Annotated in this window: 22 protein-coding genes; 11 read left to right on the forward strand and 11 right to left on the reverse strand. The window is 39.3% G+C overall.

Annotated elements, in window-relative coordinates; genetic code table 11:
• Positions 1 to 128: 128 nt before the first annotated feature.
• Both B9A52_RS11825 and B9A52_RS11830 read left to right on the forward strand, forming a co-directional pair.
• Positions 129 to 815 (forward strand): hypothetical protein, encoded by a 687-nt coding sequence (locus tag B9A52_RS11825; RefSeq protein ID WP_084120661.1) that lies wholly within the window; start codon positions 129 to 131, stop codon positions 813 to 815.
• Positions 816 to 903: 88 nt separating this feature from the next.
• A complete protein-coding gene (locus B9A52_RS11830) occupies positions 904 to 1,830 on the forward strand; it encodes a glutaminase (protein WP_084120662.1) in 927 nt (308 codons plus the stop codon).
• Between the two features lie 107 nt (positions 1,831 to 1,937).
• Here the strand turns inward: B9A52_RS11830 and B9A52_RS11835 are convergent, their stop codons facing one another.
• From B9A52_RS11835 to B9A52_RS11855, 4 genes are all read right to left on the reverse strand, one after another.
• Positions 1,938 to 2,240: a thiamine-binding protein gene (locus B9A52_RS11835; RefSeq protein WP_084120663.1), complete on the reverse strand. Its 303-nt coding sequence runs from the start codon at positions 2,238 to 2,240 to the stop codon at positions 1,938 to 1,940.
• Between the two features lie 289 nt (positions 2,241 to 2,529).
• Complete coding sequence (locus tag B9A52_RS11845) at positions 2,530 to 3,453, reverse strand: DDE-type integrase/transposase/recombinase (protein ID WP_084120665.1); 924 nt, start codon at positions 3,451 to 3,453, stop codon at positions 2,530 to 2,532.
• The gene (locus B9A52_RS11850) at positions 3,453 to 3,794 is read right to left on the reverse strand and encodes a transposase (RefSeq protein WP_084120666.1); all 342 of its coding nucleotides are present in this window, start codon (positions 3,792 to 3,794) and stop codon (positions 3,453 to 3,455) included. Before B9A52_RS11850 ends, B9A52_RS11845 begins: the two co-directional genes overlap by 1 nt.
• Positions 3,795 to 4,010: 216 nt before the next feature.
• On the reverse strand, positions 4,011 to 4,685 hold the full coding sequence (locus B9A52_RS11855) for an SGNH/GDSL hydrolase family protein (protein WP_084120667.1): 675 nt from the start codon (positions 4,683 to 4,685) through the stop codon (positions 4,011 to 4,013).
• 277 nt (positions 4,686 to 4,962) lie between these two features.
• Between B9A52_RS11855 and B9A52_RS11865 the strand changes: the two genes are divergently transcribed.
• Positions 4,963 to 5,991 carry a DUF4407 domain-containing protein gene (locus B9A52_RS11865; RefSeq protein WP_084120669.1) on the forward strand — a complete coding sequence of 343 codons (1,029 nt, stop codon included), beginning with the start codon at positions 4,963 to 4,965 and terminating at the stop codon, positions 5,989 to 5,991.
• A gap of 269 nt (positions 5,992 to 6,260) precedes the next feature.
• On the opposite strand, the gene B9A52_RS11870 is transcribed toward B9A52_RS11865, so the two are convergent.
• Positions 6,261 to 8,690 carry a DUF5686 family protein gene (locus tag B9A52_RS11870; protein WP_084120670.1) on the reverse strand — a complete coding sequence of 810 codons (2,430 nt, stop codon included), beginning with the start codon at positions 8,688 to 8,690 and terminating at the stop codon, positions 6,261 to 6,263.
• 61 nt (positions 8,691 to 8,751) lie between these two features.
• Between B9A52_RS11870 and B9A52_RS25500 the strand changes: the two genes are divergently transcribed.
• A complete protein-coding gene (locus B9A52_RS25500) occupies positions 8,752 to 8,907 on the forward strand; it encodes a hypothetical protein (protein WP_157370130.1) in 156 nt (51 codons plus the stop codon).
• Positions 8,908 to 9,001: 94 nt separating this feature from the next.
• Here B9A52_RS25500 and B9A52_RS11875 read toward each other — a convergent pair whose 3' ends face one another.
• The 4 genes from B9A52_RS11875 to B9A52_RS11895 all read right to left on the reverse strand — a co-directional run bounded on the left by B9A52_RS11875 (position 9,002) and on the right by B9A52_RS11895 (position 13,244).
• Complete coding sequence (locus tag B9A52_RS11875; protein ID WP_084120671.1) at positions 9,002 to 9,733, reverse strand: VIT1/CCC1 transporter family protein; 732 nt, start codon at positions 9,731 to 9,733, stop codon at positions 9,002 to 9,004.
• Between the two features lie 2 nt (positions 9,734 to 9,735).
• Positions 9,736 to 10,896, reverse strand: a complete 1,161-nt coding sequence (locus tag B9A52_RS11880) for a dipeptidase (RefSeq protein ID WP_084120672.1) — start codon at positions 10,894 to 10,896, stop codon at positions 9,736 to 9,738.
• 79 nt (positions 10,897 to 10,975) lie between these two features.
• Positions 10,976 to 11,383 carry a DUF779 domain-containing protein gene (locus tag B9A52_RS11885; RefSeq protein ID WP_084120673.1) on the reverse strand — a complete coding sequence of 136 codons (408 nt, stop codon included), beginning with the start codon at positions 11,381 to 11,383 and terminating at the stop codon, positions 10,976 to 10,978.
• Positions 11,384 to 11,717: 334 nt separating this feature from the next.
• Positions 11,718 to 13,244, reverse strand: a complete 1,527-nt coding sequence (locus tag B9A52_RS11895) for an aldehyde dehydrogenase family protein (protein WP_084120675.1) — start codon at positions 13,242 to 13,244, stop codon at positions 11,718 to 11,720.
• Positions 13,245 to 13,467: 223 nt separating this feature from the next.
• On the opposite strand from B9A52_RS11895, the gene B9A52_RS11900 reads away from it, so the two are divergent.
• Positions 13,468 to 14,388 carry an AraC family transcriptional regulator gene (locus tag B9A52_RS11900; RefSeq protein ID WP_084120676.1) on the forward strand — a complete coding sequence of 307 codons (921 nt, stop codon included), beginning with the start codon at positions 13,468 to 13,470 and terminating at the stop codon, positions 14,386 to 14,388.
• Between the two features lie 397 nt (positions 14,389 to 14,785).
• Here the strand turns inward: B9A52_RS11900 and B9A52_RS11905 are convergent, their stop codons facing one another.
• Positions 14,786 to 15,562 carry a helix-turn-helix transcriptional regulator gene (locus B9A52_RS11905; protein ID WP_084120677.1) on the reverse strand — a complete coding sequence of 259 codons (777 nt, stop codon included), beginning with the start codon at positions 15,560 to 15,562 and terminating at the stop codon, positions 14,786 to 14,788.
• A 143-nt stretch (positions 15,563 to 15,705) separates the two neighbouring features.
• Here B9A52_RS11905 and B9A52_RS11910 point away from each other — a divergent pair, with 143 nt between their 5' ends.
• The 3 genes from B9A52_RS11910 (at position 15,706) to B9A52_RS11920 (ending at position 19,592) form a co-directional block, all read left to right on the forward strand.
• A complete protein-coding gene (locus tag B9A52_RS11910; RefSeq protein ID WP_157370132.1) occupies positions 15,706 to 16,836 on the forward strand; it encodes a hypothetical protein in 1,131 nt (376 codons plus the stop codon).
• A gap of 253 nt (positions 16,837 to 17,089) precedes the next feature.
• Positions 17,090 to 17,734, forward strand: coding sequence for a hypothetical protein (locus B9A52_RS11915; RefSeq protein WP_084120679.1), 645 nt, complete (start codon positions 17,090 to 17,092; stop codon positions 17,732 to 17,734).
• A gap of 184 nt (positions 17,735 to 17,918) precedes the next feature.
• On the forward strand, positions 17,919 to 19,592 hold the full coding sequence (locus B9A52_RS11920) for a serine hydrolase domain-containing protein (protein WP_084120680.1): 1,674 nt from the start codon (positions 17,919 to 17,921) through the stop codon (positions 19,590 to 19,592).
• Positions 19,593 to 19,659: 67 nt separating this feature from the next.
• On the opposite strand, the gene B9A52_RS25505 is transcribed toward B9A52_RS11920, so the two are convergent.
• Positions 19,660 to 19,830 (reverse strand): hypothetical protein, encoded by a 171-nt coding sequence (locus tag B9A52_RS25505; RefSeq protein ID WP_197687284.1) that lies wholly within the window; start codon positions 19,828 to 19,830, stop codon positions 19,660 to 19,662.
• Positions 19,831 to 19,891: 61 nt separating this feature from the next.
• On the opposite strand from B9A52_RS25505, the gene B9A52_RS11925 reads away from it, so the two are divergent.
• The 3 genes from B9A52_RS11925 to B9A52_RS11935 all read left to right on the forward strand — a co-directional run bounded on the left by B9A52_RS11925 (position 19,892) and on the right by B9A52_RS11935 (position 24,015).
• Entirely contained in the window at positions 19,892 to 21,772 is a 1,881-nt protein-coding gene (locus B9A52_RS11925) for a DUF4838 domain-containing protein (protein ID WP_084120681.1), read from the forward strand.
• Positions 21,773 to 21,861: 89 nt separating this feature from the next.
• Complete coding sequence (locus B9A52_RS11930) at positions 21,862 to 22,311, forward strand: DUF4440 domain-containing protein (RefSeq protein ID WP_084120682.1); 450 nt, start codon at positions 21,862 to 21,864, stop codon at positions 22,309 to 22,311.
• A 27-nt stretch (positions 22,312 to 22,338) separates the two neighbouring features.
• On the forward strand, positions 22,339 to 24,015 hold the full coding sequence (locus B9A52_RS11935; protein WP_084120683.1) for a mechanosensitive ion channel family protein: 1,677 nt from the start codon (positions 22,339 to 22,341) through the stop codon (positions 24,013 to 24,015).
• The last annotated feature ends 32 nt before the right edge of the window (positions 24,016 to 24,047 follow it).

The raw sequence follows: 24,047 nt of genomic DNA on the forward strand, positions 1-24,047 counted from the left end.
TTAACCGCCTTTTTATGAAATTAAGGATAGTTATTACCGGAATGATTTTGATGGGTTTTGTTTTGGATGGTTAAGGGCAGCGGTATTATGAAAAAGACCTGTTATCGACGAGACTGGAAAGGAAAGAAATGCGGCAAAAAGCGAGTGTGGCAGATGGGGGATATGTGCTTTTTCAGGGGGGGCTAAGAAAACATGAAAATTCCAGGGGCGATGTAAGCGGAAGTTACGGAGAATACAATGGCGTAGTTGGGGTAAATTATGGTTATAGGTTAAACAATGCCTCACTCGAAACAGGATTGGGATTCATTTGGCAGTATCATAGTGAAACCTATTTTCTGGAATCGGCAGGTGAAAACTTTAGGACTTTTGGGAATTATAATTCAATATTTCTTCCCTTTGTTTTGAAATATGATGTGCCTACCGGACCATCCAAAAAATTCAGATTCGGTGCCATGGGTTCAATCAACTTTCTACTTCATCAAACCAGAAACAGGAATCAACAAGGAAGAGGTACTTATTATTTTGATTATTTTAATGATAGAGAAAGGTTTGTGCAGTACAAGTATTTCTGGGACAGTCCCAGGATATCGGGTTTTTTTAAGGCAGGAGTGTATGCAGAGTTTCAGGTTTTCAAGTCCTCATTTCTGAACCTTCAGTTTTCGAGGGCGATTTCGGCAGGTCCTTTAAGGACAGTCACCTATGAATGGGAATATCAAGGACAAAAAGGAAGTTTCACAGATGATCTCAAGATTGAAGGGTACATGGTAGAAATTGCTTATAAATTGCCCTTGAATTTATTTTCAGCAACCAGATAAATTTGGTCTACAATGTCCAAACTCCCCGCATGATAATTTATTCACCTTTGATTTTGATTATAGTCAGAAAAACCTTCACTTTGAAAGCATGGACTATCAGCAATTAATCGACGAAGTTTACCATGAAGTAAAATCGGCAAACCCCAAGGGAAAAGTCGCCGACTACATCCCTGAATTGGCAAAAGTGAATCCCGATCATTTTGGGATTGCCCTGGTGGATTTGGAGGGTAAGGTCTATGGAGCCGGAGATTTTGACATCCCTTTTTCGATCCAAAGTATTTCGAAAGTCCTGACCCTGACAATGGTCGCCCATGTTTTCAAAGATAAACTTTGGTCCAGGGTCAACGTCGAGCCAAGCGGCAATCCTTTCAATTCCATCGCCCAATTGGAATTCGAAAAAGGGATTCCGAGAAATCCGTTTATCAATGCAGGGGCCTTGGTAATCACCGATGCGCTTACTTCTATACACAATGATCCCTTAGAGAAAATCCACGGTTTTATCAATGAAATCGTGGGAAGAACCTGCGTCCAAATCGATGAATCGGTGATGAACTCAGAGATCGCTCACTCGGAAAGGAATACAGCCTTGGCCTATTTTCTGAAAGCTTATGGTAACTTTGAAAATGATATTCAGGATGTCATCAGGACTTATTGCGGCCAATGTGCAATTGAATTGTGCTGCGCAGACCTTGCAAGATCTTTCTCTTTTTTGGCCAATCAGGGGTATTCTATTTTTGCTAATAGACAAATCCTGAGCCCAATCGACACACAAAGGATCAATGCGCTCATGCTTACCTGCGGATTCTATGACGAGTCGGGTGAATTTGCTTTTCGGGTCGGGCTTCCGGGCAAAAGTGGAGTCGGCGGAGGAATCGTAGCAGTGATGCCCAACAAATTCTCCGTTGCCGTTTGGAGTCCCCCACTCAACGCAAAAGGAAATTCCCCAAAAGGAGTCAAAGCGTTACAGCTGTTGCGGGAAAAATTAAAATATTCTCTTTTCGAAGAAAGGAAATAGGGAAGGGAAGAAGGGATTTTCAACAAATACCAAAGAATCAAATTTGAATAGCCAAGAAACTTGGCCTGGATCAACATCTTAATAGGGGATTGTTTTTTTGACTTTTTTTACTTGAATTTAGCCGTTTTTTCTTCCATAGTGACATTCTGGCCATTTTTGGCATGGATTCTATAATACACCAAAACCTCCTCTGCTCCTGCCTCCAATACTGCCTCTTGGGCTTTGAGTGCTATTGCCATCAGTTCATCCTGGGGGCCTTCCATCACAGTTTCGAAAGGAGTAACTTCATAGGTGACACCTGATTTTTGGATGACTTCTATTGCCTTATCCACAAGGGCATAGGTATCTAGGGTTTTGCTTTTTGGAACGATTTGAATTCCGAGGTTGATGGTGTTTTTTAGGGTAGACATGTGATTGTAGATTGTAGAATTTAGATTTAAGATTTAAGAAGAGCTGAACTTTCATGATATAGGTTGACAGGTTCCCTACCTAAACCCCAAACCTTGTTGATAACTTTTCTGGTGAAAACCAAAAGTAGGAATTATATTTAATTTATCAGGATAAGCGGAGAAGGGCTCTGCTGGGGAGCAACCTTTCAAGGAATGATCCTGATCGACTGAAAAGGCCAGAGGCCATGGGCAGCCTAAACTTTTTTGGGCTGCTCTTTTTTCAAGGCTCTTTTTGGTCGCTTCATGCCTCCTAAAACCCATTTTTATTTTGACCGAAATCATATAGGGTGTGACCGGGTTTTTCAGACAAGCCCGAAATCTTTTTCTCGAACTCCACAGGACTGAGCCACCCCAGGCCTTCCTGTTTTCTCTCATAGTTGTAAACATGTATGATCCTTTCGAATTCTCTTTTCAGACCTGCTTTTTCCCATGCCTTTATGGTAGGCACCAGATGGTGTTTGATCAGTCCGTTCCTCTGCTCGGCATATCCGTTCATCAGACAGTTTTTTGCACAGCTTACGCGGACTCCCAGTTTATTTAGGCCTCCGAGGTAGAGGGCCGAGAAATATTGGGTCCCGCCATCTGTGTGGTGGATGCAGTCCATCAGGTTCTCCTTCCCTCTGAGTCCGACCCATTGGTCCTGTGCGGATTTCGCATCCTCTGCCCTCATACTTTCCCCAAAACCGGAACCGACTATCCTTGCGCTGTAAATATCGGTCAGGCAGAAAAGAAAATAGCGCCTCCCACAGATATTGATATAAGTCAGATCACCTACCACGGCCATATTTATATCGTTGATAGTCAGTCCATTGAGCAGATTGGGATAGTTCCAGCTCTGCATTGAAGACTTTGTGGTGACAATCCTCGTGTTCAGCGCCGGAAGCACCAGTCCATTTGACGACATGAGACGCTCGAATTTGTTTGTCCCGATGCCATACCCGGATTTGATCCCAAGGTTGTGGAAAACAGATCTCGAACCCGCCCTTCTATCTTTCTCCAGTCTGTAAGACTTTACCAGTACGGCAAACTCCCCAACCATCCGGCACTCCTCCTTGTACCGCTGGGCGGCCTTCGAAAAACCCTGCCGGCTTATGCCGACATAGCTGTAGAATCTTTCCATTGGAATCCCATGCACTGACAGACTTCCCCTGAGCGACATCAGCAACGGGACCATTACTTTTTTTTGAAATTTTCTCCAAGTTTTTCCTCGGCCAGAATGATCAGTTCCTTCTGGTAGACAAGTTCAACTTGCTGTCTGCCGATAAGCTCAAGCAACCTGCGGTTTTCCTTCTCAAGTTCACGCAGTCTGTCAATGTCCCTGCCAGTAGTCACAATTATCTTCTCTGGAAGCTTCTTCTTACCGAAACGGACCAACCATCTTTTCACACTCTCCACCTTGACCTCATGCAGCCTACTTACCTCAATTATTGAGACCCGGCCACTCTCGATCAGACAGACTTGTTCTTTACGGAATTCTTCGCTGAAACGCCTTCTCCGCCTCTCATCTATTGTCATGATAATTTCAATTTAAGAAATTTATCCACAATTTTGGTGTCAACCTATATCATGAGAGAACAAGCCAAGAACAAAAGCCTGCCCCAAGTATAGGGGAACCAAGAGCGGAGAGACGAGAAGCGAGAGCCGAGATAAATCCAATTAGCGTCAAGTTTAATCTAAAATCTAAGATCTAAAATCTGAGATATAAAAATCTCCAACTTCCAACTTCCCACTTTAATCCAAATAAGGCTTCACGGCTTTTTTCCAAATGGCATAACCTTTTTCATTCATGTGGAGGTTGTCTTCCAAGAACAATTCAGGTTTTGGTTTTCCATCTTTGGCCATCATTGGTGTCCATATGTCAATGAAATTTGCATTAGGATGGTTCATGGCAAATATTTTCAACCGTTCATTGAATAACTCATATTGTCCTTTTTTCGCCCATCTTGAAGGACTTGGTTTGGCACTGATAAAATAAAATTGGGCATCGGGTACAATAGCAGTAACTTTTTCCATGATTTCGAAAAATTCGTCCAATATCTGCCTTACCGGTTTACCTGCATTGATATCATTATCCCCCTCATAAATAAAAATCTTTTTGGGCTCAAATTCCAATACCAGTTGGTCAAGATATTTGATCAGGTGATGTGTTTGTGAACCTCCAAATCCGGTATTAATGATTTTGGCATTCGGAAAGTCTTTTTCCAGGGTTTTCCACATCTTGATACTTGAACTCCCCGTAAACACCACGCCTCCTTTTTCCCATTCTATTTGTTGATATTTTTTGGAAAGATTCTCAACTTCTACCTTAAATTGGTCAGAATCCTGTGCCTTACTTGGGAAGATAAATGAAGTGTTGAAAAAAATGAAAAGAATGAAAAATAGGGTTGGTTGATATTTTTTTCTCATGGTTTTTTTCTTTGCAATTTAATTTTTTCTATTGGATTGGGTAGACCAAAAACGTACATTATTTGAGCAATTTTAAAAAGTGAGCGTTTACGAACAGGGATAAAAAACACTTTAATTGAAAGGATAGATTTTAATTTAACCCTTAAAAACGAACTTTGAAGAACATTTTGCCACATTCCGTCCCAGATGTTAAACCCAGTGGGCAGATATATATAATTTCATTGGCTAGTTGCTCGTTTTTTGAGGAACATATCCTTCATCCTTTCTTTTGTACCCCATGAAAAAAATTAACCGCTTCTTTTTGTTTTGCTCAGGTGTCTATGCACCATTATTGATTAAGACACCGACTGAGACACATAAATATGTCGGTATTGGAGGAACTGTTTTTTTTACAGGGCTTTTGGCGGCTATTTCTGCGTCATATGCCCTTTACACAGTTTTTCAGTCCATATGGTATGCCATTGGTTTCGGACTGGTTTGGGGTTTGATGATTTTCAATTTGGACAGATTTATAGTTTCCAGCATGAGGAAAAGAAACAATGCTTGGGCAGAATGGAAAATGGCAATACCAAGACTTGTTTTTGCAGTGCTGTTGGCAGTAGTTATTTCCAGACCTTTGGAGCTAAAGGTTTTCGAAAGAGAAATCAACAGAAAACTGGATGAGAAAAAAACACAAATGATAGCCCAAAGTAAAGAGGCTTTGAAAGCGGGATTTACTGAAATCAACGAACTTGAAGCCCAAAAAGACAGCCTGAAGAGTGAACTTTCACAAGCTATTTCATTTCGGGATAAATTGCAGCAAGAATATGATTATGAGCGTTTTGGTACAAAAACAGATGGGACTAGCGGGATAGTAGGCTTGGGAAGCAACGCCAAAAAGAAAGAACAGCAATTGGATGCTGCCCAGGCAGAACTTGAAAATATCAGGGCAGCCCATCAAGTCAGAATCGATACATTGGATGCGCAGATAAGAAAATTCACATTGGCCCGGGAATCCGAATTTGAAAAGCTTCAACCTGGAATAGACGGGTTTGATGGTCTGGCAGCAAGGTTAGATGCACTTCATTTGCTGACCAAAGAAAGTGAGGCCATGAAATGGGCCAATATCATGATCATGTTACTTTTTGTAGCAGTCGAAACAGCCCCCATTTTTGTAAAGCTGATTTCCCCAAGAGGACCCTATGATGAATTGTTGGACCTATCAGAATTGAGAGTGGCGGTCTATTCCAAGGAACAATCTACCAAGTCCATTGAAAAAAGTGAACATAACATTCAGGTTTTTAGGGCAGCTAATGGGTTGGGGTGATACGAAAGATCACTGGAAATGGACTAATCAGAGCGGCCCGTCATGCTGACGTAGGAAGCATCTCCTAAGGTATCGGAGATTCTTCGCCTTAGCAAGCTGCGGCTCTGAATGACGAGAAACTTGATGTCATTTCCCATTCTGTAAATGCCAATTGTTGATGACGCAGAAACCGATGTCATTACCCTTTCTGAACATTTCCAAAATGTTGTCAACTCGGTATGATAAGGATATGTCTTCTCTGGGATTAAAAGTTATTTACAGTTCAAATCCTAAAATGAAATTGTCATTGAAAGGGTGATGGTAAGGTTATCATTGAAGCTTGGATTGGCATATGGACCATATCTGTAAAATGCACCTAGACCCCAACCTCTAAATTGTAGTCCAGACTTTTGCTTGATGATGTTGTTGAGTTCTATTCCCGATTCCCAGTAGCCTTTTTCCATGGTTTTGAATTCCACAAAGTCATAAAAATCCGGATTGGTCAGCGTACCGATTGCAAAGCTTTGGAAAAATTTCAACTGTGGTGCGAAAATAATGCTTCCTGCTTTTTTACGGAACAAAGGACCTGTCTGATGGGCATAAGAGGCCATCAGACTTCTGTCTGAAAGGAATTCATAAAGAAACATAGTCTGAAGATATCCCGGAAAGGAAAGTGCAAAATCTACCGCATTCCGCTGACCAACATTAATACCGTACCCTGTGTTTAAGTAGGATAGAGGCAGGTTGTTTCCCCAAATTCCATGTGCAGAGATGTGAAACTGATTCAAAGAATTGCCGGAATTCCATTGGTGTTGAAATCTGAATTCGGTATTGACAAAATCCACATTTCCGCCGAATAATTCAGGGATGGCTTTAGATACCCTCATACTGATAACCGGATAGGAGACCGCCCATGAAATGAGGTTGTTTCCGATTCTTGAAAGGCTTTCATTTCCTGTCCACCTCAAATTCAAGCCTGCTTCCGAAGCCCGGAAAAATTGGGGGAATCCATCTGTTGGATTTAGATCAGTGAAATTCAGAATATTGTTCCGATCTTGAACCGAACCGAAAACTCCTATCCTAGTCCCTTTCAGGGGTATCTGCGAAAATTCCACACTGTAGTTTTCCACCTTGTCCATTCGCTCAGCAATGAATTTTCTAAACACATCCCCTCCTGAACTGAAGGAATTGCTCCGTGGCAATAAGCTTCTTCCAGGTTCTTCCAAGTCTTGGCTGTAATTGAATTTTAGCCTGGAATCGTACTTCTTGTCAAGATTCAATTCCAAACCACCGCCGTATTTCCACCCCTTATCCCGAAATCCATTTCTGAAGTAACCTTCAACCCTGAAAAAATCAGATAAGGTTTCATTGGAGGATAAACCCAGGCCAAGCCCAACTCCTTCAAACCTGTTGAATCGAAGCAGCCTATTTGGAATAAGGTCAACAATACCTAAGGGGATTCTTCCTGAAGAAATTTGCGTGAGTACTTTGGAAAGGAGGTTAAGCTTTCTTTTGTCCTTGGGATCCATTTGGTCAAATCTCACATAAGTAAGGTATTCTCTTGTGGTGAGTGAATCAAGTCTCAAATCATTCCAATTGTATTTATCATTCTGTATGTCAAAATTCAGGGAAACAGGCCCAAATCTTGTATTATTGTCTTGCGCATTGATTTTTACTTCTGAGATAAATGTTTGATTGATGACCTTAAGCCCTTTTCCCTCAAACTCCATTTCAGGCGCTAAATAAATGCTGTTGAACTGTTGGGGGAACCAATGTTCTCCATTCCATTGGTTTTTTTGTTGTATTTCAAAAATCAGGTTGGTATCAGGATCAGAAGGAGAAATGGTCATATTTTCAATGGCAAATTGCTTATCTGAAATATACAGCAGCCCTTTGCCAAGTTGGTGTACTTTTCTCTCCTTTGGTTGGTAAGCCACTATATAGGTTGTTTCCAGATTATTTTTGATACTGTCTTCCAGAAAATACTCATATTTTCTAAGCCCATCGTTGGAAATAGGATTGACGTAGGGGACTTCAAGAATTTTGATATGGTCGGTATAGAAAGAAAAGGGTTGAAAACTGTTGGAAGCCATTGCTACGAGGGGGTTTTCAATTCCGGACATTTTGGAAGCCAATACCGTTTCATTCTTTTTCCCCGGCTTTTTGTAATTCACTTCTGAATAACTTTCCGCCATAAAAATGTGGCCTCCCTTTAGAATTTGGGCTGTACTGTCATCATATTCCGGACTTTCTTTCAATCCGTCCAAGGTCATGACCACTTTGTTGTAACTTTTGAAACTATAGGTGTTCAGTTTATCAGGATCGTTTAATTTTTTATTGTCGATGACCTTTTTTATGATCGGGATTGCCGGGTTTTCACCTGCCCTTACCTGTATTTCGCTTAGATTTATGGTGATGGGTTGAAGGGTTATTACTGGATTCATTCTCAATGAAGAAACAATTATGTTCAATTTTTCAAATCCCACATGCGAAACCCTAACTGAGTCATTTTCTGATTGGAATTCAAGCCTGTACCAACCTCTGATATCCGAAACAGTTCCTTTGTTTTTTGAATTTCCTAAAATTTGCAGGGATGCAAAAGGTATGATATTCCCGGTTTTACTATCAAGGACTTGACCTTCAATTTGAAAAGTTTGGGCCATAAGTTCCTTTGTAAAAGAACAAAATATCATTAAAAAGAGCAGGATCGATTTTTTCATTGTTTTAAAAATTCAAGCCTTATTCACAACTGCAACATTCTGCTTTTAATGGTATAATTATATGTATGTACGCAATTATGCCAGAAGATTAGACATCCTTGTTCATTCTCGTCTGAGGATTGAAATGCCCGATACATCGGTCTTCGGACTTCGGTCTTCCGTCCAGATTGAAGAAGAATTTAGGGTTACTGGCAAAGAAGCGTATATCCATATATAATTATTAGTTTTTGGTAAGTATACTTAGTTTAAAAAGAATAGTTTACTACAAATCCATGAAAGATGAAAAACGGGGATAGGCTAGATTTTATTGGTCATTTGGCATTGAGGATTATAGTTTCCAAAAAATCACCGACGAAATAAGCTACCAACGCAGCTACAAAGCCCAGGGCTAGTGTTTCTATTACACTCTTGAAAACATTGGTTTGATTTACATAACTTTTCAGCCAACCCACTACCACAAATGCAACTCCGGTAAACAAGCTTGTCCAAAAAAACAGGTCGATTTCAGTTTCATTTAAAAAATCATAAACATAAACCATCAATGGAATGAATCCCACCATTATAAAAGAAATTAAAGTTGCCAGTCCAATTTTAAAGGGGCTTTTGGAGTCTTTAATCATGTTGAGTTCATCTTTCATCATTTCTTCCACCCATCGGTCACGATCAGACACAATGACATCAACTACTTTTTGGAGCAATTCTCCTTCAAATCCTTTTGCCTTATATATTTCAACTATTTCTTCCCTTTCTTTTTCGGGGATATTATCCACCTCCCAATATTCAATGCTTCTGTGTTTATGGTAATTCTCATTTTCTGATTTGGATGACAGATAAGCCCCGACTGACATAGAAAATCCATCGGCAAGCAAATTGGCAAAGCCAAGAATAATGATAATTGAGGCGTCGAGATTGGCTCCTACAGCCCCGGCTACTACAGCGAATGTCGTTACAGCCCCATCTATGCCGCCGTACACAAATTCCCGGAGGTAATCTTGGAGATTTCCCAAAAATTTTATTTCGCGATGGATTTTACCTTCATTCATGATCAAAGATTTTCCAGTAAAAACCTTTTCACATTTTCACCCATAATAGCCCTGATTTCATCCTCGGAAAACCCCTCTTGCATTAAGGCTTCCACAATAATCGGAAACCCTAAAATGTCAAAAGGGACGGCCACACTCCCGTCATAATCCGAACCTAGTGCAACATGCTCTATGCCTACCAGATTTTTGACTCTTTTTATACTTGCTACTATTCCTTCAATTTCATTTTCCCCAACTACCTTATCAAAAAATGCTATGCCTACTATCCCTCCTTTAGCCGCCAATTTTCTTATCTGTTCATCGCTTAGATTTCTAGGTGAATTGACAACGGCCCTTATGCCAGTGTGAGAAACCAAAACGGGTTTTTCGGAATATTCCAAAATATCATCAAACATCTTTGGGGATACATGGGCCATATCAATGATCATGTTGAGTTCATTCATCCGCTTGATGACCTGCTTACCAAAATCTGTCAATCCATCCCCACTGACCCCATGGGCAGATCCACCCATTTCATTGTCGAAAAAGTGCATGGGGCCGATTAATCGAACACCTGCTTCATACACTTCTTCCAGATTTTGCATGTCTCCTTCCAAAGCATGTGCTCCTTCTATTCCCAGTAAGCCAGCAATGATTTTTTTGTTGGTTTTTCTTGCTTCAATAAGATTTAGCACATCATCTTTGGACTTGATGAGAATAAATTCATTGTTAAAGTTTTTGCTATATTCCCGCAGTTTGTAGGATTGATAAATTGTGCGGTTCATCAAGCTAAACCAATTGGAAATAGGTCTTCCCTGTGCGATATTCAGAAATGTAATATTATCCATTGCATCTGCGCTATTGATTTCCATGTTTTGTCCTTTCGGAGACTTGGAGACTATAGTAAACACTTGTAGGGCAATATTCCCTTCCTGCATCCTTGGAAAGTCTACATGGCCGTAGTCCGATCTTTTGCTCAAATCCCTTCCCCAAAGCAGTGCGTCACAGTGGAGGTCAGCAACAAAATCCAAAGAATTGAACAAATCCGATGCTTCTTTAGAAACCTCATGTGGTGGGGGGCTTTTAACAGGATTACTGACTTTTTCGATGATAGCAGGAACAAACAATGTGGCAATCCAGTATATCAAAAAAACACAAATCAAAATATAAATTCCTTTTCTCATGGACCTTGGTATTTGGCATTCAAGTTAAGGAAAATTGAGCTTTGGCAAAGAATCTTGCTTTAGTTTTGTTTTTCAAAGATTATCCTTCTTCCAAAATCTCTTCGCCGGTTTTTACCGGTATCAGATTTTCCAATTCTTCCATCGTAAAAAGTTTTGACCGGATCATAAACCTGACCCCCATAGGTATTTCAATGGAGAAACTGCTGCCCCTTCCCGGAGTCACATCCAAAGTCAATTGAGTATGTTTCCAATATTCAAATTGGTCCCCGCTCATAAAAAAATCACAACCATAAACTTTTCCTAACCAAATATCATTTCCGCCCACTTTGAAATCTCCTTTTTCAAAACACATAGGTGAGGAACCGTCGCAACAACCACCGCTTTGGTGAAACATCAGTTCTGTTCCAAAGCGTTTCCGCAACGTATCAATGACGTCCATTGCTGCTTCTGTAATCAATACTCTAGGGATATATTCTTTGTTTGACATGGTTTTGGGGTTTAATAGAAGCGAGAGATTAGAAGCGTGAAGCAAGATGTTAGAGCCAAGAGCCAAGAAACAAGAGCCAAAGCTTGTCCCGAAGAATTTTGGGGAATCAAGACAGGCAAGATGGTGGTGGAGGTGTACTATTTAGTTTTAGAAGCGAGAACCGAGATGCGAGAGCCGAGATTTAAGAAACAAAGCTCACCCAGAATATTGGGGAAAAAGACATAAGATTGAGAGAACCTCTCAATTCTCCCATCTTATGTCTTCAGTTTTGCGACCTATCCGCCACGGCGGACAAGTGTCTCGCATCTCGCTTCTTGCATCTAGCCTCTACCCCCTAAAAGAAACCCAGCTTATTCTTATTATAAGAAATCAGCATGTTCTTGGTCTGACGATAGTGGTTTAGCATCATCAGATGGTTTTCTCTTCCGAAACCGGATTTCTTGTAACCTCCGAATGGTGCATGTGCGGGGTACGCATGGTAACAGTTGACCCAAACACGTCCTGCCTGAATGGCTCTTGGTATTTGGTACAATTCATGAGCATCCCTGGACCATAGACCTGCGCCCAATCCATACATGGTGTCATTGGCGATTTCAATGGCTTCTTCCGTAGTTTTGAAGGTTGTCACAGAAGTAACCGGACCAAATATTTCTTCTTGGAACACTCTCATTTTGTTATGTCCTTTAAAGATTGTCGGTTGAATATAATAGCCATTTTCCAGACCTGAATTCAAAAATGCCTTGTCACCTCCGCAGAGAACTTCAGCCCCTTCTTGCTTTCCGATATCCAGGTAAGAAAGGATTTTCTCAAACTGGTCATTGGAAGCTTGTGCGCCCATCATAGTGTCTTCGGCAAGTGGATGCCCCATTTTGATGGCTTTGGTTCTTTCGATTACCTTTTCCATAAAAACATCATAGATATCCTCATGAACCAAAATTCTTGATGGACAGGTGCAGACCTCTCCTTGGTTGAGGGCAAATAGAACTGCGCCTTCCACACATTTGTCAAAGAATTCATCATCTGCATCAGCAATGGATTTCATAAAGATGTTCGGAGATTTACCACCCAATTCCATGGTAACAGGGATCAGGTTTTCTGAAGCGTACTGCATGATCAGACGTCCTGTGGTGGTTTCGCCTGTAAAGGCTACTTTGGCTACTCTGGTAGATGTGGCAAGTGGCTTGCCTGCTTCAGGTCCAAATCCCGTGACTACGTTCAATACTCCCGGAGGAAGGATATCACCGATCAGTTCCATCAATACCATGATACTGGTAGGAGTCTGTTCTGCAGGCTTTACTACTGTACAGCATCCTGCTGCTAAAGCAGGTGCAATCTTCCAGGTAGCCATCAATAGTGGAAAATTCCAAGGGATAATCTGACCGACTACACCCAAAGGCTCATGCAATGCAATGCTTACAGTGTGTTCGTCATGTTCCGAAATTGTGCTTTCATCTGCCCTGATGACGCCGGCAAAATAGCGGAAATGGTCAATGCAAAGCGGTAAATCCGCTGCTCTGGTTTCTCTTAGGGCTTTTCCATTGTCGATGGTTTCTATCCTGGCAAGCATTTCCAGGTTTTCTTCGATGACATCTGCTATTTTGTTCAGCAATCGGCTTCTTTCAGCAGCAGAAGTTTTTGACCATGTAGGAAATGCTTCATGTGCAGCATCCAAAGCTTTTTCTATATCAGCTTTGTTGCCTCTTGCGGCTTTTGAAAAAGCCTTTCCATCTATAGGAGAGATATTGTCAAAATATTCTCCTGATGCAGGAGCTACCCATTTACCACCGATAAAGTGGTCATACTTTTCTTTGATGCTAGGCCTTTCTACAGGCTTAGATTTAGATAAGGTTAAAGTTGTCATAATTTTTGATTATTTTGGATTTAACCAAATTTACAAATCAAAATTTTAAAATTATCAACTTATCAAATCAACTTATCCACTTGATTTGATAATCGGCCATTTTTATTCAGATTTTTCTTCAAATCGGTATGGTATATCATTTCGAGTCAATATTCGTAAACTAAATCTGAGTTTTGAAAATGATTCATTATTGCTATATTTAAACTTACCCAAAATTACCAATATGCAGAATTCTTTGATCACAACTGTGCCTTGGAGAAAAAACAGAGATTTGAAGACTCTGGTAGAAAACAGGACCACCTATACCCTTCATGATTGTGAATTGAATATTTTTGAAACCCATCAGGAAGCAAAAGATGTCAATTTGGTTTTTGGGGATTTGGTACTCACTACCATGCTCAAAGGGAAAAAGGTCATGCACCTATTTGATAGACCCGGGTTTGATTATCTGCCCGGTGAATCGGTGATTGTTCCGCCAAATGAAATGATGAAGATTGATTTTCCAGAGGCCAAGTTGGATAATCCTACCCAGTGCATTGCCTTGTCTATTTCTTCCGAAATGATTGAAAATACATTCAATCTGCTCAATGAAAGACTTCCTAACAGGGAATTGACCAAAGAGTGGGGGCTGGACCTGTCATACTTTCACCTGATCAACACCCAGGACCTATCTGAGATCATCAATAGATTTATCAGAATCGGGGTGAAAGAGCGATCCAAAGAAAAAGACCTGATTGCCTCATTTGCCTTGAAAGAACTTTTGATCCGACTTACTCAGACTCAGGCCAGGGAAATGTTGGAAATGACCTACAAGACCCAAGCCGGTTCCAACAGATTGGCTTTTGTCGTGGATTATATCAAAAATAATATCAGAGAAAATCTCGATCTTGACCTTTTGAGTAAAAAGGCCAATATGAGCAAAGCACATTTTTCAAGAACATTCAAAAATGAACTGGGACTTTCTCCCATGGAATTTGTTCTCAACCAAAGATTGAAACTTGCTAAGCAGTATCTTCAAATGGGTGATTTTCAAATTCAGGAAGTTTGTTTTATGGCGGGATTCAATAATACCACTTATTTTATTCGAGCCTTTAAAAATGAATTTGGTGTTACGCCAAAGGTTTTTCAAAATGCAGATAAATAACCAAATATACTTTGGGTGTTAAAAAATTGTTAAAAAATATTTTATGGTTTTTATGGTTGTTTCATTTGATTTTAATAAGTTTAGAAAATTTTGGTAGCAAAAAAACACAAAAAGATTAAATTTTACCAAAGTTTATATGGCTGTAGTCAGTTACAAATAAACCCTATTTTGGAGTCTTTTACAAAGACTCCTTTTTTTATGCCTTGTTTTTTAACCGACTTTCTTGATTTTCACAAAAAATATACTGGAAAGGGTTAATTTTATACCCTAAATATTCATAATTTGTATTTTTAAATTAATTGAATTTAAAATTTATCCGGATCCCCGTATTTTGAGTACAATTTTCTGAATTTGAGTATGAATTTAATCCCTGGAGAAGAAAATTTTAAATTTATAATCAAACTATCTTATTCATCATTACAAAATTGATAAGCTCTCTGGTATTTTTGGTTTTGGCTTTTGTTTGGATATTTTTTCTATGGGTTCTGGCTGTTTCGTAACTGATTCCGATTATTTCAGAAATTTTCCTGCTGGTATAACCTTTTATCAACAATTTTAGAATTTCCAGTTCACGGGGCGAAAAAATATGGTCTTGTGGTTTAAGTCCAAGATTTTTCCTGTCAAGGTGGTAGTGTTGGTCAGAATAACCATTAATGATCACAGCATGGGGGATATTTCCAGGTTGAAGGTGTGATATATCTGTGATTATATTGGCAAATACATATGGTATATTATTCTCATCAAAAACTATGGGGATGTTTTGATTTTGGACAGTAATTACCTTACCCTCCTTAGTGACCGATCGGGCATACCAAACCACATAGACAAAAGTTCTTTCGTTGAAAGGCAGTCCATGTACAAGTTTCATGACTTCATGGATCACATTGCTGATAAACTGAAAATCCTCATGGTATATAAATGAAGTCACAAAGTCAGCATTTCTTTTTAGGATTTCTTCGTGGGTATAGCCTATTACCTCCAAACTGTCCCCGATCACCATTTCCAAGTTCCAGGTTTGGGTATTGGCAATAAAATTAAACCATTTTCCAACTGTCCAAAGTCCATTGATGATAGGATTTTTGATTAAATCTTCACGAAAATCTTTATTAAGAATAATATAGTTTTGTTTTCCGAAAGCTTTGGCAATAGCTATATAATCATTCCTTTTTTCCATTGTTTCAATAAAGAGTACCTCATTTGAGGTATTGAAGTCGAGATTTAAGACTTATAATTTGGTGATAATTTATTAAAGATCAAAGAGATAAAGGGCAATCCTTTATCACTGATGAGTTTTTGTTAATCCTTAATTTATAAATCATGAAAAACCTAAAATCATTCTCAATTATTCTCTTCCTTTTTATAGGTGGCATAGTTTGGTTTACATCCTGTAGTGATGAAACTACAATGGATCCTGATCTTCCTGATGACCCAATAAATGAAAAAGTAGACCCGGATCAATTGTTGGATAGATTTGTAATAAAAAACGCATCAAAAATTGACGGCACACTTCAGGTACCCGAAAATATAACAGGGTTTAATGCAAAGTTAAAAAGCGTCCGTGATTCATTGTTTATTCATCAGGGCATAAATTTTCGATTTCAAGTAAAATTTCCTGATAAGACTTTTAGCAATTCATCAGGTTTTTATTTTCAAATAAATGGAGGAAAAAAATACTTGGATATTAAAACGGAAGATCGGGAGAGTAATGACAGCATCGGGGTATTTTACATGGATTTTGATCCCGAAGGCTTGGACTTACCCATTTCATTTAAAGCTAAAATTGTACCATACAGCATTTCAGGAGCTAAATTAAATTCATTGGAAACAATAGTGACTATTTTGGATCCTGACAACAAAAACTGTAACCTTGTTCATCCCAAAAATACCTGGAGGTGGATGTATACTATCCGGGCTGGAATGGTGGAATTGGCTCCGGGATTTGGAGAAAGGGTTACTACTCATGTGACCGGTTGCTGTAGTGCCAATGGTGAAAGTATTAATTGTCTTGATCATTTTATTCCCGAAAGTGACTGGATTAGATTGGAGGGAATCTCCGCTTATTTAATCAATCATGAAATATTGGAATTTTCAGCTTCCGGCATTACAGGTACTTTGCAGGAATATGTACAAAACCTCAATCCAAAACCCGAAGTGACAAACTTCTGCTCCGGTAAACTGGAATACATAATCAGAATAAGAGACAATGAATTTTGGGGTGATTATACCTTTGACGCTTCTTCTGGATTACTTCAGTTCAAAAATCTTGAGAGCAAAGTTACTTTTGTGGAACTTTTTGGACAAAACTATCCCCAATATGATAAAATGTTCATCGATGCTGCGGCAAAGTATGAAGTCATTGGCTGCCATTTTCTTAAGGAAACTTCAAACATAGAAGGATTCGCTACAATTAGAATATTTGAAAGGGTAGGTGATCTTGGAAATGAATAACGTGATTGGATTTTTGTTTAGCACAAGCTGTTTTTTCATATTTTTCATTTAAAGAAACCCTAATAATCAAATAGGATTGGTCATCATGGTCAATCCTATTTTTTTAAATTCTGCCTGAAAAACCCATGGGTTTTTTAATTTTTTTCGGCAATCCCTTTCATTTCAGATAAAAAATCAAACAATCTTTTCAACCTCCTTTAGAATTCTTGATATTGTAGAGGAAATCATTTTAAATAGTGACCACTTCATTAATATGGCTGGAGAATTTCAAGAACCTTATCTTATAACATTCAATAGGCTTAGAAAATCAGTTGGTTTTTTAGGCATTTTGTTCCCGCTGGTCCTTGTTTTATGGGCGCTGGTTTTTGGTGAATGTACTAACCTTCAAAATTCCCTTTCAAATTATTACTACACTACTTCCGGCGATCTCTTTGTTGGGCTGATCTTTGCGATTTCCTGGTTTCTTATTGCTTACAAAGGATATGATAAACTGGACCATGTGTTGACTAGCTTTGCGGGTTCTTGTGCTATTCTGGTAGCTTTATTGCCAACAGGTCAGAATATGGATGAACAGTGCAGCATCAGGGACTTGGATGAATTGGCTTGGAGGACCACTGTGCATAATATTCTGGCAATCCTGTTTTTCCTGACTTTGGCCTATATTTCCTATTTTCAGTTTACCAAGACTTCTGGAAATATGACTTCTGAAAAAGTAAATAGAAATAAAATATACCGAATATGCGCGATAATTATGGTAGTAGCCTTGGTGTTTATTCCTGTTTTCTCGGTATTTCCAATTTTCCCCAATGTGATTTTCTGGATGGAATGGGTAGCTATGGCTGCTTTTGGTTTTTCCTGGCTGACAAAAGGCGGTTTTATTCTTGCTGATAGGGTTTAAGCGCTGATTAGGGTGATGATGGAAGGAATTCGGATTTTAAGCTTAAAGCAACCTTAATTTAGTATTCAAGGTGTCCTAAGGATACTTGACATTTTCGGTTAAAATCAAAGGTAACCTTGTTTGAAATAATTTGGAATCATAGACAAAAATCCATTATCTTCAATTAACCACTAATCAATTCAGTATGAATTCAAATGTAAAATCTTTTTTCTTCCAGATATTATGTATAGCCTTGGTCCTGAGCTGTCAGAACAAAACAGAAAAGAAAATTGATGAGATTTTTGCTCAATGGAATTCGGACCAAACACCTGGTGCAGCTGTGGCTGTGGTCAAAAATGAGAAAATTGTATTCAAAAAAGGTTATGGCATGTCCAATCTGGAATACGGAATTCCAATTACACCTTCATCAATTTTTCATATTGCCTCTGTATCCAAGCAGTTTACTGTATTCAGTATTTTGCTTTTGGAAAATGAAGGTAAGCTATCCTTGGAAGATGATGTCAGAAAATATATCCCCGAGGTACCTGATTTTGGTAAAACGATCACCCTGAGACATTTGGCCAACCATACAAGCGGAATGCGGGATCAATGGAACCTATTGGCATTAGCCGGTTGGAGACTTGATGATGTGATTACCAAAGAACATGTCCTGAAACTTGTCAGCAACCAAAAGGAATTGAACTTTGATCCCGGGGAAGAATTTGCATATTGTAATACAGGGTTTACGCTTTTGGCAGAAGTGGTAGCAAGGGTATCCGGAATGTCATTTACCGAATTCACAGATTCAGAAATATTCAAGCCTTTGGGTATGGGAAATACTTTTTTTTATGATGATCATGAAAAAATTGTTCCCAACAGGGCTTATTCTTATAGCAAGATAGATAGTCTGAGCTACAAAAAGTCAGTCTTAAGTTATGCCAATGTAGGTGCTACAAGTCTCTTCACTACTGTGGAGGATTTAGGCCTGTGGGCCATGAATTTCCAAAATCCAAAAGTGGGGAATAAAGAAATCATTGAAAAAATGAATCTCCCTACTGTTCTAAACAATGGTGAAACCATAGATGGAGCATTGGGGCAGTTTGTTGACAATTATAAAGGAGTTCAGGAAATTTCCCATGGAGGTGCAGATGCCGGATACCGTTCATTTTTTGCCAGGTATCCCGAACAGGATTTAGCAGTAATTGTTTTCAGCAATGATGGTTCCTTTAATTCCGGAGGATTGGCACGTCAGGTAGCCGATGTCTTTTTGGAAGGGATTGTTGAAAATGAAGATTTGAAAACAACAGATCCAGAAAATATTGAAGGGGAAATGGATATTGACCTGAATACCCTTTTGAATTACGTAGGTGATTATGAATTGGAGCCTGGTTTTATACTTTCTATACGGGAAAGTGATGGGATACTTTCTGTCCAACCAACAGGAGAACCCCTATTCCAGCTAAAAGCAATTTCTGAAAAAGAGTTTAAAGTAGGGGATTTGGAATTTATAATTGAATTTAGGACCGGTCAACAGGGAATTGCGGAAAGCCTTATTCTCCATGATGGGGATGATGTCCGTGAAGCCAAAAAATCCGAACCATTTGATTTTTCCACTGTCAACCTCAGTGATTTTGAGGGAAACTTTTACAGTGAGGAACTATCAACTAGATACACATTTATAGTAGAAGGTGATACTTTGGTTGCAAAACACAGCCGACACCCCGACATTCATTTCAATCCTACCAAGAAGGATTTTTTTACCGGGAATTCATGGTTTTTTGGTCAGGCTGAATTTATACGCAATGACAATGGCACCGTCACCGGTCTAAAAGCTTCATCTGGAAGAGTTAGAAATGTATGGTTTGAGAAAGTGGAGTAGTGCAACCAATCCAAATTCAGTTTAATTGAGAATCAGTACTTCATTGAAAAGACTATTAAAAAAAACATCACTTCCACTCCAAACATTTCAGATCATTCAACTCCGGTCCGCCGCCACGGTTCGCACTGCCAGCTGCCACATAGACCTTTCCCTTCCAATAAATCACTCCTGTACCATGTCTTCCATTGGTTGCAATTCCTTTGAAAGGTTGTCCAAAAGATTTGTATCTTTTAATCAATTTAAATTAGAATTTCCTCACTAAGGCTAAGCATATTTAAGGAACAAACCCAACCCATCCCATGAAGAACCTGATAATCCTATTGATGACTATTTCCTTTTTGACAATTTCAAAAGCCCAGGACCTGACCTTGGTCAAAAACGGAAAGTCTGACTTTCATATTATCATTCCCAAAGTTCCTGATGTACAGGAAATCCATGCAGCAAAAGTCCTGCAGGATTACCTGAATAGAATTTCAGGTTTTTCAATCCCCATCCGGCATGATGATCTTCCGTCTTCAGATCATGAAATACTGATCGGGAAAGTAGACAGGCAGGAACTTGCCGGAATCCCTTTTGACAAACTGGGATTGGATGGGCTGTTTATCCAAAATACCGGACAGAAGCTCATCATAACCGGAGGTCCCAAAAAAGGAATTATCTATGGTGTTTATACCTTTCTTGAAAAATACCTGGGTTGTAAAAAATATTCTTCCACCGTCGATTACATTCCGAGGAAAAAGACGATAAAAATAGGACCTATCAATGATATGGAAGTTCCTGTATTTTCTTTCCGTGAAGTGTTTTACCATGACGTATATGATCCGGAATATATGGACTGGCATAAATTACATTCCCATGGGGAAAGGGGTTCTTCCACTTCTGAATGGGGATATTGGGTCCATACCTTCCACAATTTCCTTGATCCAAAGGAATATGGAGAATCCAACCCTGAATACTTTAGTTTTTATGACGGAAAGCGTCACCCGGGCCTTGTACCCTCATGGGATGGTAAAAGCGTTCAGCCTGAATCCCAACTGTGCCTGTCCAATCCCGAAGTTTTGGAGATCGTGTCCAAAAATCTGAAAGCAGCCATTGACAAAAAACCTGAAGCCAGGTATTGGTCCGTAAGTCAAAATGACAATGTGAACTATTGCAGATGTGAACATTGTGCTGCACTTGATGCAGAATTTGCGGCTTATGCACCAGAGGAAAAAATGTATTCCACACATGGAAGTGAATACCCTGCATTGGGCATGGGTTCTATGTTGAGCTTTGTGAACAAGGTAGCAGAACGTTTTCCGGATAAAATCATTTCTACTTTGGCCTATCAATACACCCGGGTACCGCCAAAAGGAATTGTTCCCCGGGAAAATGTAAATATCATGCTTTGTAGCATTGAAAGTACAAGGAATGAACCAATGGAAACAGGTGATGTGCCTTTCAGCAGCGATCTGGAAGGATGGGGAAAACTTACAGATAATATACTGGTATGGGATTATACTATACAGTTTTCCAACTTGCTATCTCCTTTCCCCAATCTTCGCACGCTTCAGCCCAATGTCCAATTTCTAAGGAAAAACCGTGTAAGTGCTGTTTTTGAGCAAGGAAATATTCAGAGCGGTGGAGAATTCGCGGAATTGAGGGCTTATCTTTTGGCAAAGTTGCTTTGGAATCCTGATATGGATTTGGAAGATGAGATGGATGGGTTTTTGAAAGTTTACTACGGAAAGGCTGCCAATGACGTCAACCAGTATATCTCTTTATTACACGACAATAATCAGGGATTCACAGGAAGAAAATTATCCATATTTGGAGGACCTTTAAAAGAGAAAGACAGTTTCCTGACCCCGGAGTTAATTGATGCATATAATGGTATTTTTGATAAAGCTGAAGCAGCAGTCAGAAAAGATCCAATTTACTTAAATAGGGTAAAATCAGCCCGATTGCCCGTTCAATACGCCAAGCTTGAAATCCAAAAGGAGGAACAGGCAAAAGTGTGGGAGAGCTTTGGGCTATATGAAAACAATAGACTGAAACTACCGCAAGAGGTAAGTCAACTCCTGTATGATTTCATCTACCATTGTATGCGGACCAATGTAAGCCGTTTATCTGAATGGCACACTCCACCTAAAGAATATTTGGAGAACTATCCCAAATGGGTAGCCAATAAAGTTCAATAGGGTATTTCAAGCCAATCAGAATAATTATCTTTGATTTAATGGTATAAGGATATTAGCCTTTAGCTTAGCAACCAAATTTGAAAAGACAGATGAAAAAATCAATTCTGCTATCTTTCTCACTTGTTTTTATCTCACTTCCAGTTTTATTTGCCCAGGATTCCGAAGTCTTGGACAGTGAAGCTATAATTGCTTTGATTGATAATTATTCCAAAGCAAGGGAATTACAGGATACTGTCCTGTTAAAAGAAATCCTGATGCCCAATATCGATCAATTGGTTTCGTCAGGTGAATGGAGAATGGGCCTTCAAGCTGCTATTGAAGGGATGCAGCGGAGTTCCAATACCAATCAGGGAAAACGAACACTTAAAGTGGATAGAATAAAATTTCTGTCCAAAGAGGTTGCCGTGGCAGATGCACGTTATGTTATTGAAAGTGAAAATGGAAATATCCGCAAAATGTGGAGCACTTTTTTGCTTGTGCTGACTGACCAGGGTTGGAAAATCTCAGGAATAAGAAATATGCTACCAGCAGGTCAATAAATAATTTCAATTTTTGTACATTTCGTCATGACTAGATTCACTTTGACCAAGGATCCTTTTACTTTTATTTTGGTTTTAATATGTTTCGGGAGCCTCAGCTTAAAGGCTCAAAACGACAGTATTTCAAATACCCAATCTCTTCCCATCAAAACCGAAATCGGATTTCCGGTCAAAGGTGTTCAGGGTGATACGCTTTTTTATGTCTACAAAAGATTAGGTGCTTCGACTGCTTCAGAAAGAGCTGTTCATATCGGCAATAAAATAGACAGAATATTCAAGAAGGAAAATTTTCAGGCCGACTCATTAGTGATCAGTGAAGAAGAAAATTCCATTGACCTGATATATGGAGATTATATTGTGACCACAGTTTCCCAGACGGATGCTGCTTTCCAAAATATGGAAATGTCTGATTTGGCTTTGGAGATAAAGGAAAAAATTTCCATTTCCATTCTGGAAGCTAAGGAAGACCAGAAGTTTTCCAAAATTCTAACAAATATCCTATTGGTGTTTTTGGTTTTGGGTATTGCGTCTTTATTGTATTGGTTGTTGGGAAGATCATATGGAAAGATCTTGAAATATCTGGATACCAATAAAAACAAATTGCTCAAAAATCTGGCCTACAAAGAATATACTTTTTTGACAGCGGAACAGGAGATGGGCATCCTCTTATTTATCCTACGGGTCCTGAGGATCTTTCTCTTTGTAGTTCTTTTTTACTTCACAATTTCGATTGCCTTCAGTATTTTTCCCTACACCAGAGGATGGGCGGACAGACTTTTCCTTTTGGTTTGGTCTCCTTTCAAGTCCATTTTTTTATCTGTTTGGAATTATTTACCGAATCTGTTTACCATAGTAGTAATACTGATTGTGATGAATTATTTCATCAGGTTAGTGAAGTATATTTTCAGCGAAATTGATGCAGAGAAGCTTCATATTTCAGGATTTCATTCTGATTGGGCAATGCCGACTTACAGTATAGTAAGGTTTTTACTGTATGCATTTATGTTTGTTTTGATTTTTCCCTATTTGCCCGGTTCGGATTCCAATATATTCAGGGGAGTTTCGGTTTTTTTAGGATTACTCTTTTCTTTGGGATCTTCTTCGGCCATCGCCAATATGGTAGCAGGCCTAGTCATTACTTATATGCGACCATTCAAAATCGGAGACAGGATCAAAATCGGTGACATCACAGGGAATGTTATGGAGAAAACTTTACTTGTGACCAGGATAAAAACCGCCAAAAATGAGGAAATCACCATTCCCAACTCCGCAGTTCTCAATGGCAATACTACTAACTTCAGTACACTTGCAAGAAAAGAGGGGTTGATAATCCACACCACTGTTACAATAGGCTATGATGTTCCCTGGAAAGACATGCATCAGGTATTGATTGACGCGGCATTGAGAACAGATAAAGTTTTAAAAGAACCAAAGCCATTTGTACTTCAGACAGGTCTGGAGGATTTTTATGTCTCTTATCAGATCAATGCCTACACCAAAGAATCCAATCAATTGCTCCAGATTTATTCTGAACTTCACCAGCATATTCAGGATTGTTGCTTTGAAAAAGGTATTGAAATTCTTTCACCTCATTACAGGGCAGCAAGGGATGGCAATATGACCACTATACCCTCAGCGTACTTGCCAAAGGACTATCAAGTTCCAAACTTCGATGTAAAAATTGACAAAAAAGATAAGGAGTGATTTACTGGTATCTTCCATTAATTAATAGGCAG

The sequence above is a fragment of the Aquiflexum balticum DSM 16537 genome (assembly GCF_900176595.1).
Classification (GTDB): Bacteria; Bacteroidota; Bacteroidia; order Cytophagales; family Cyclobacteriaceae; genus Aquiflexum; species Aquiflexum balticum.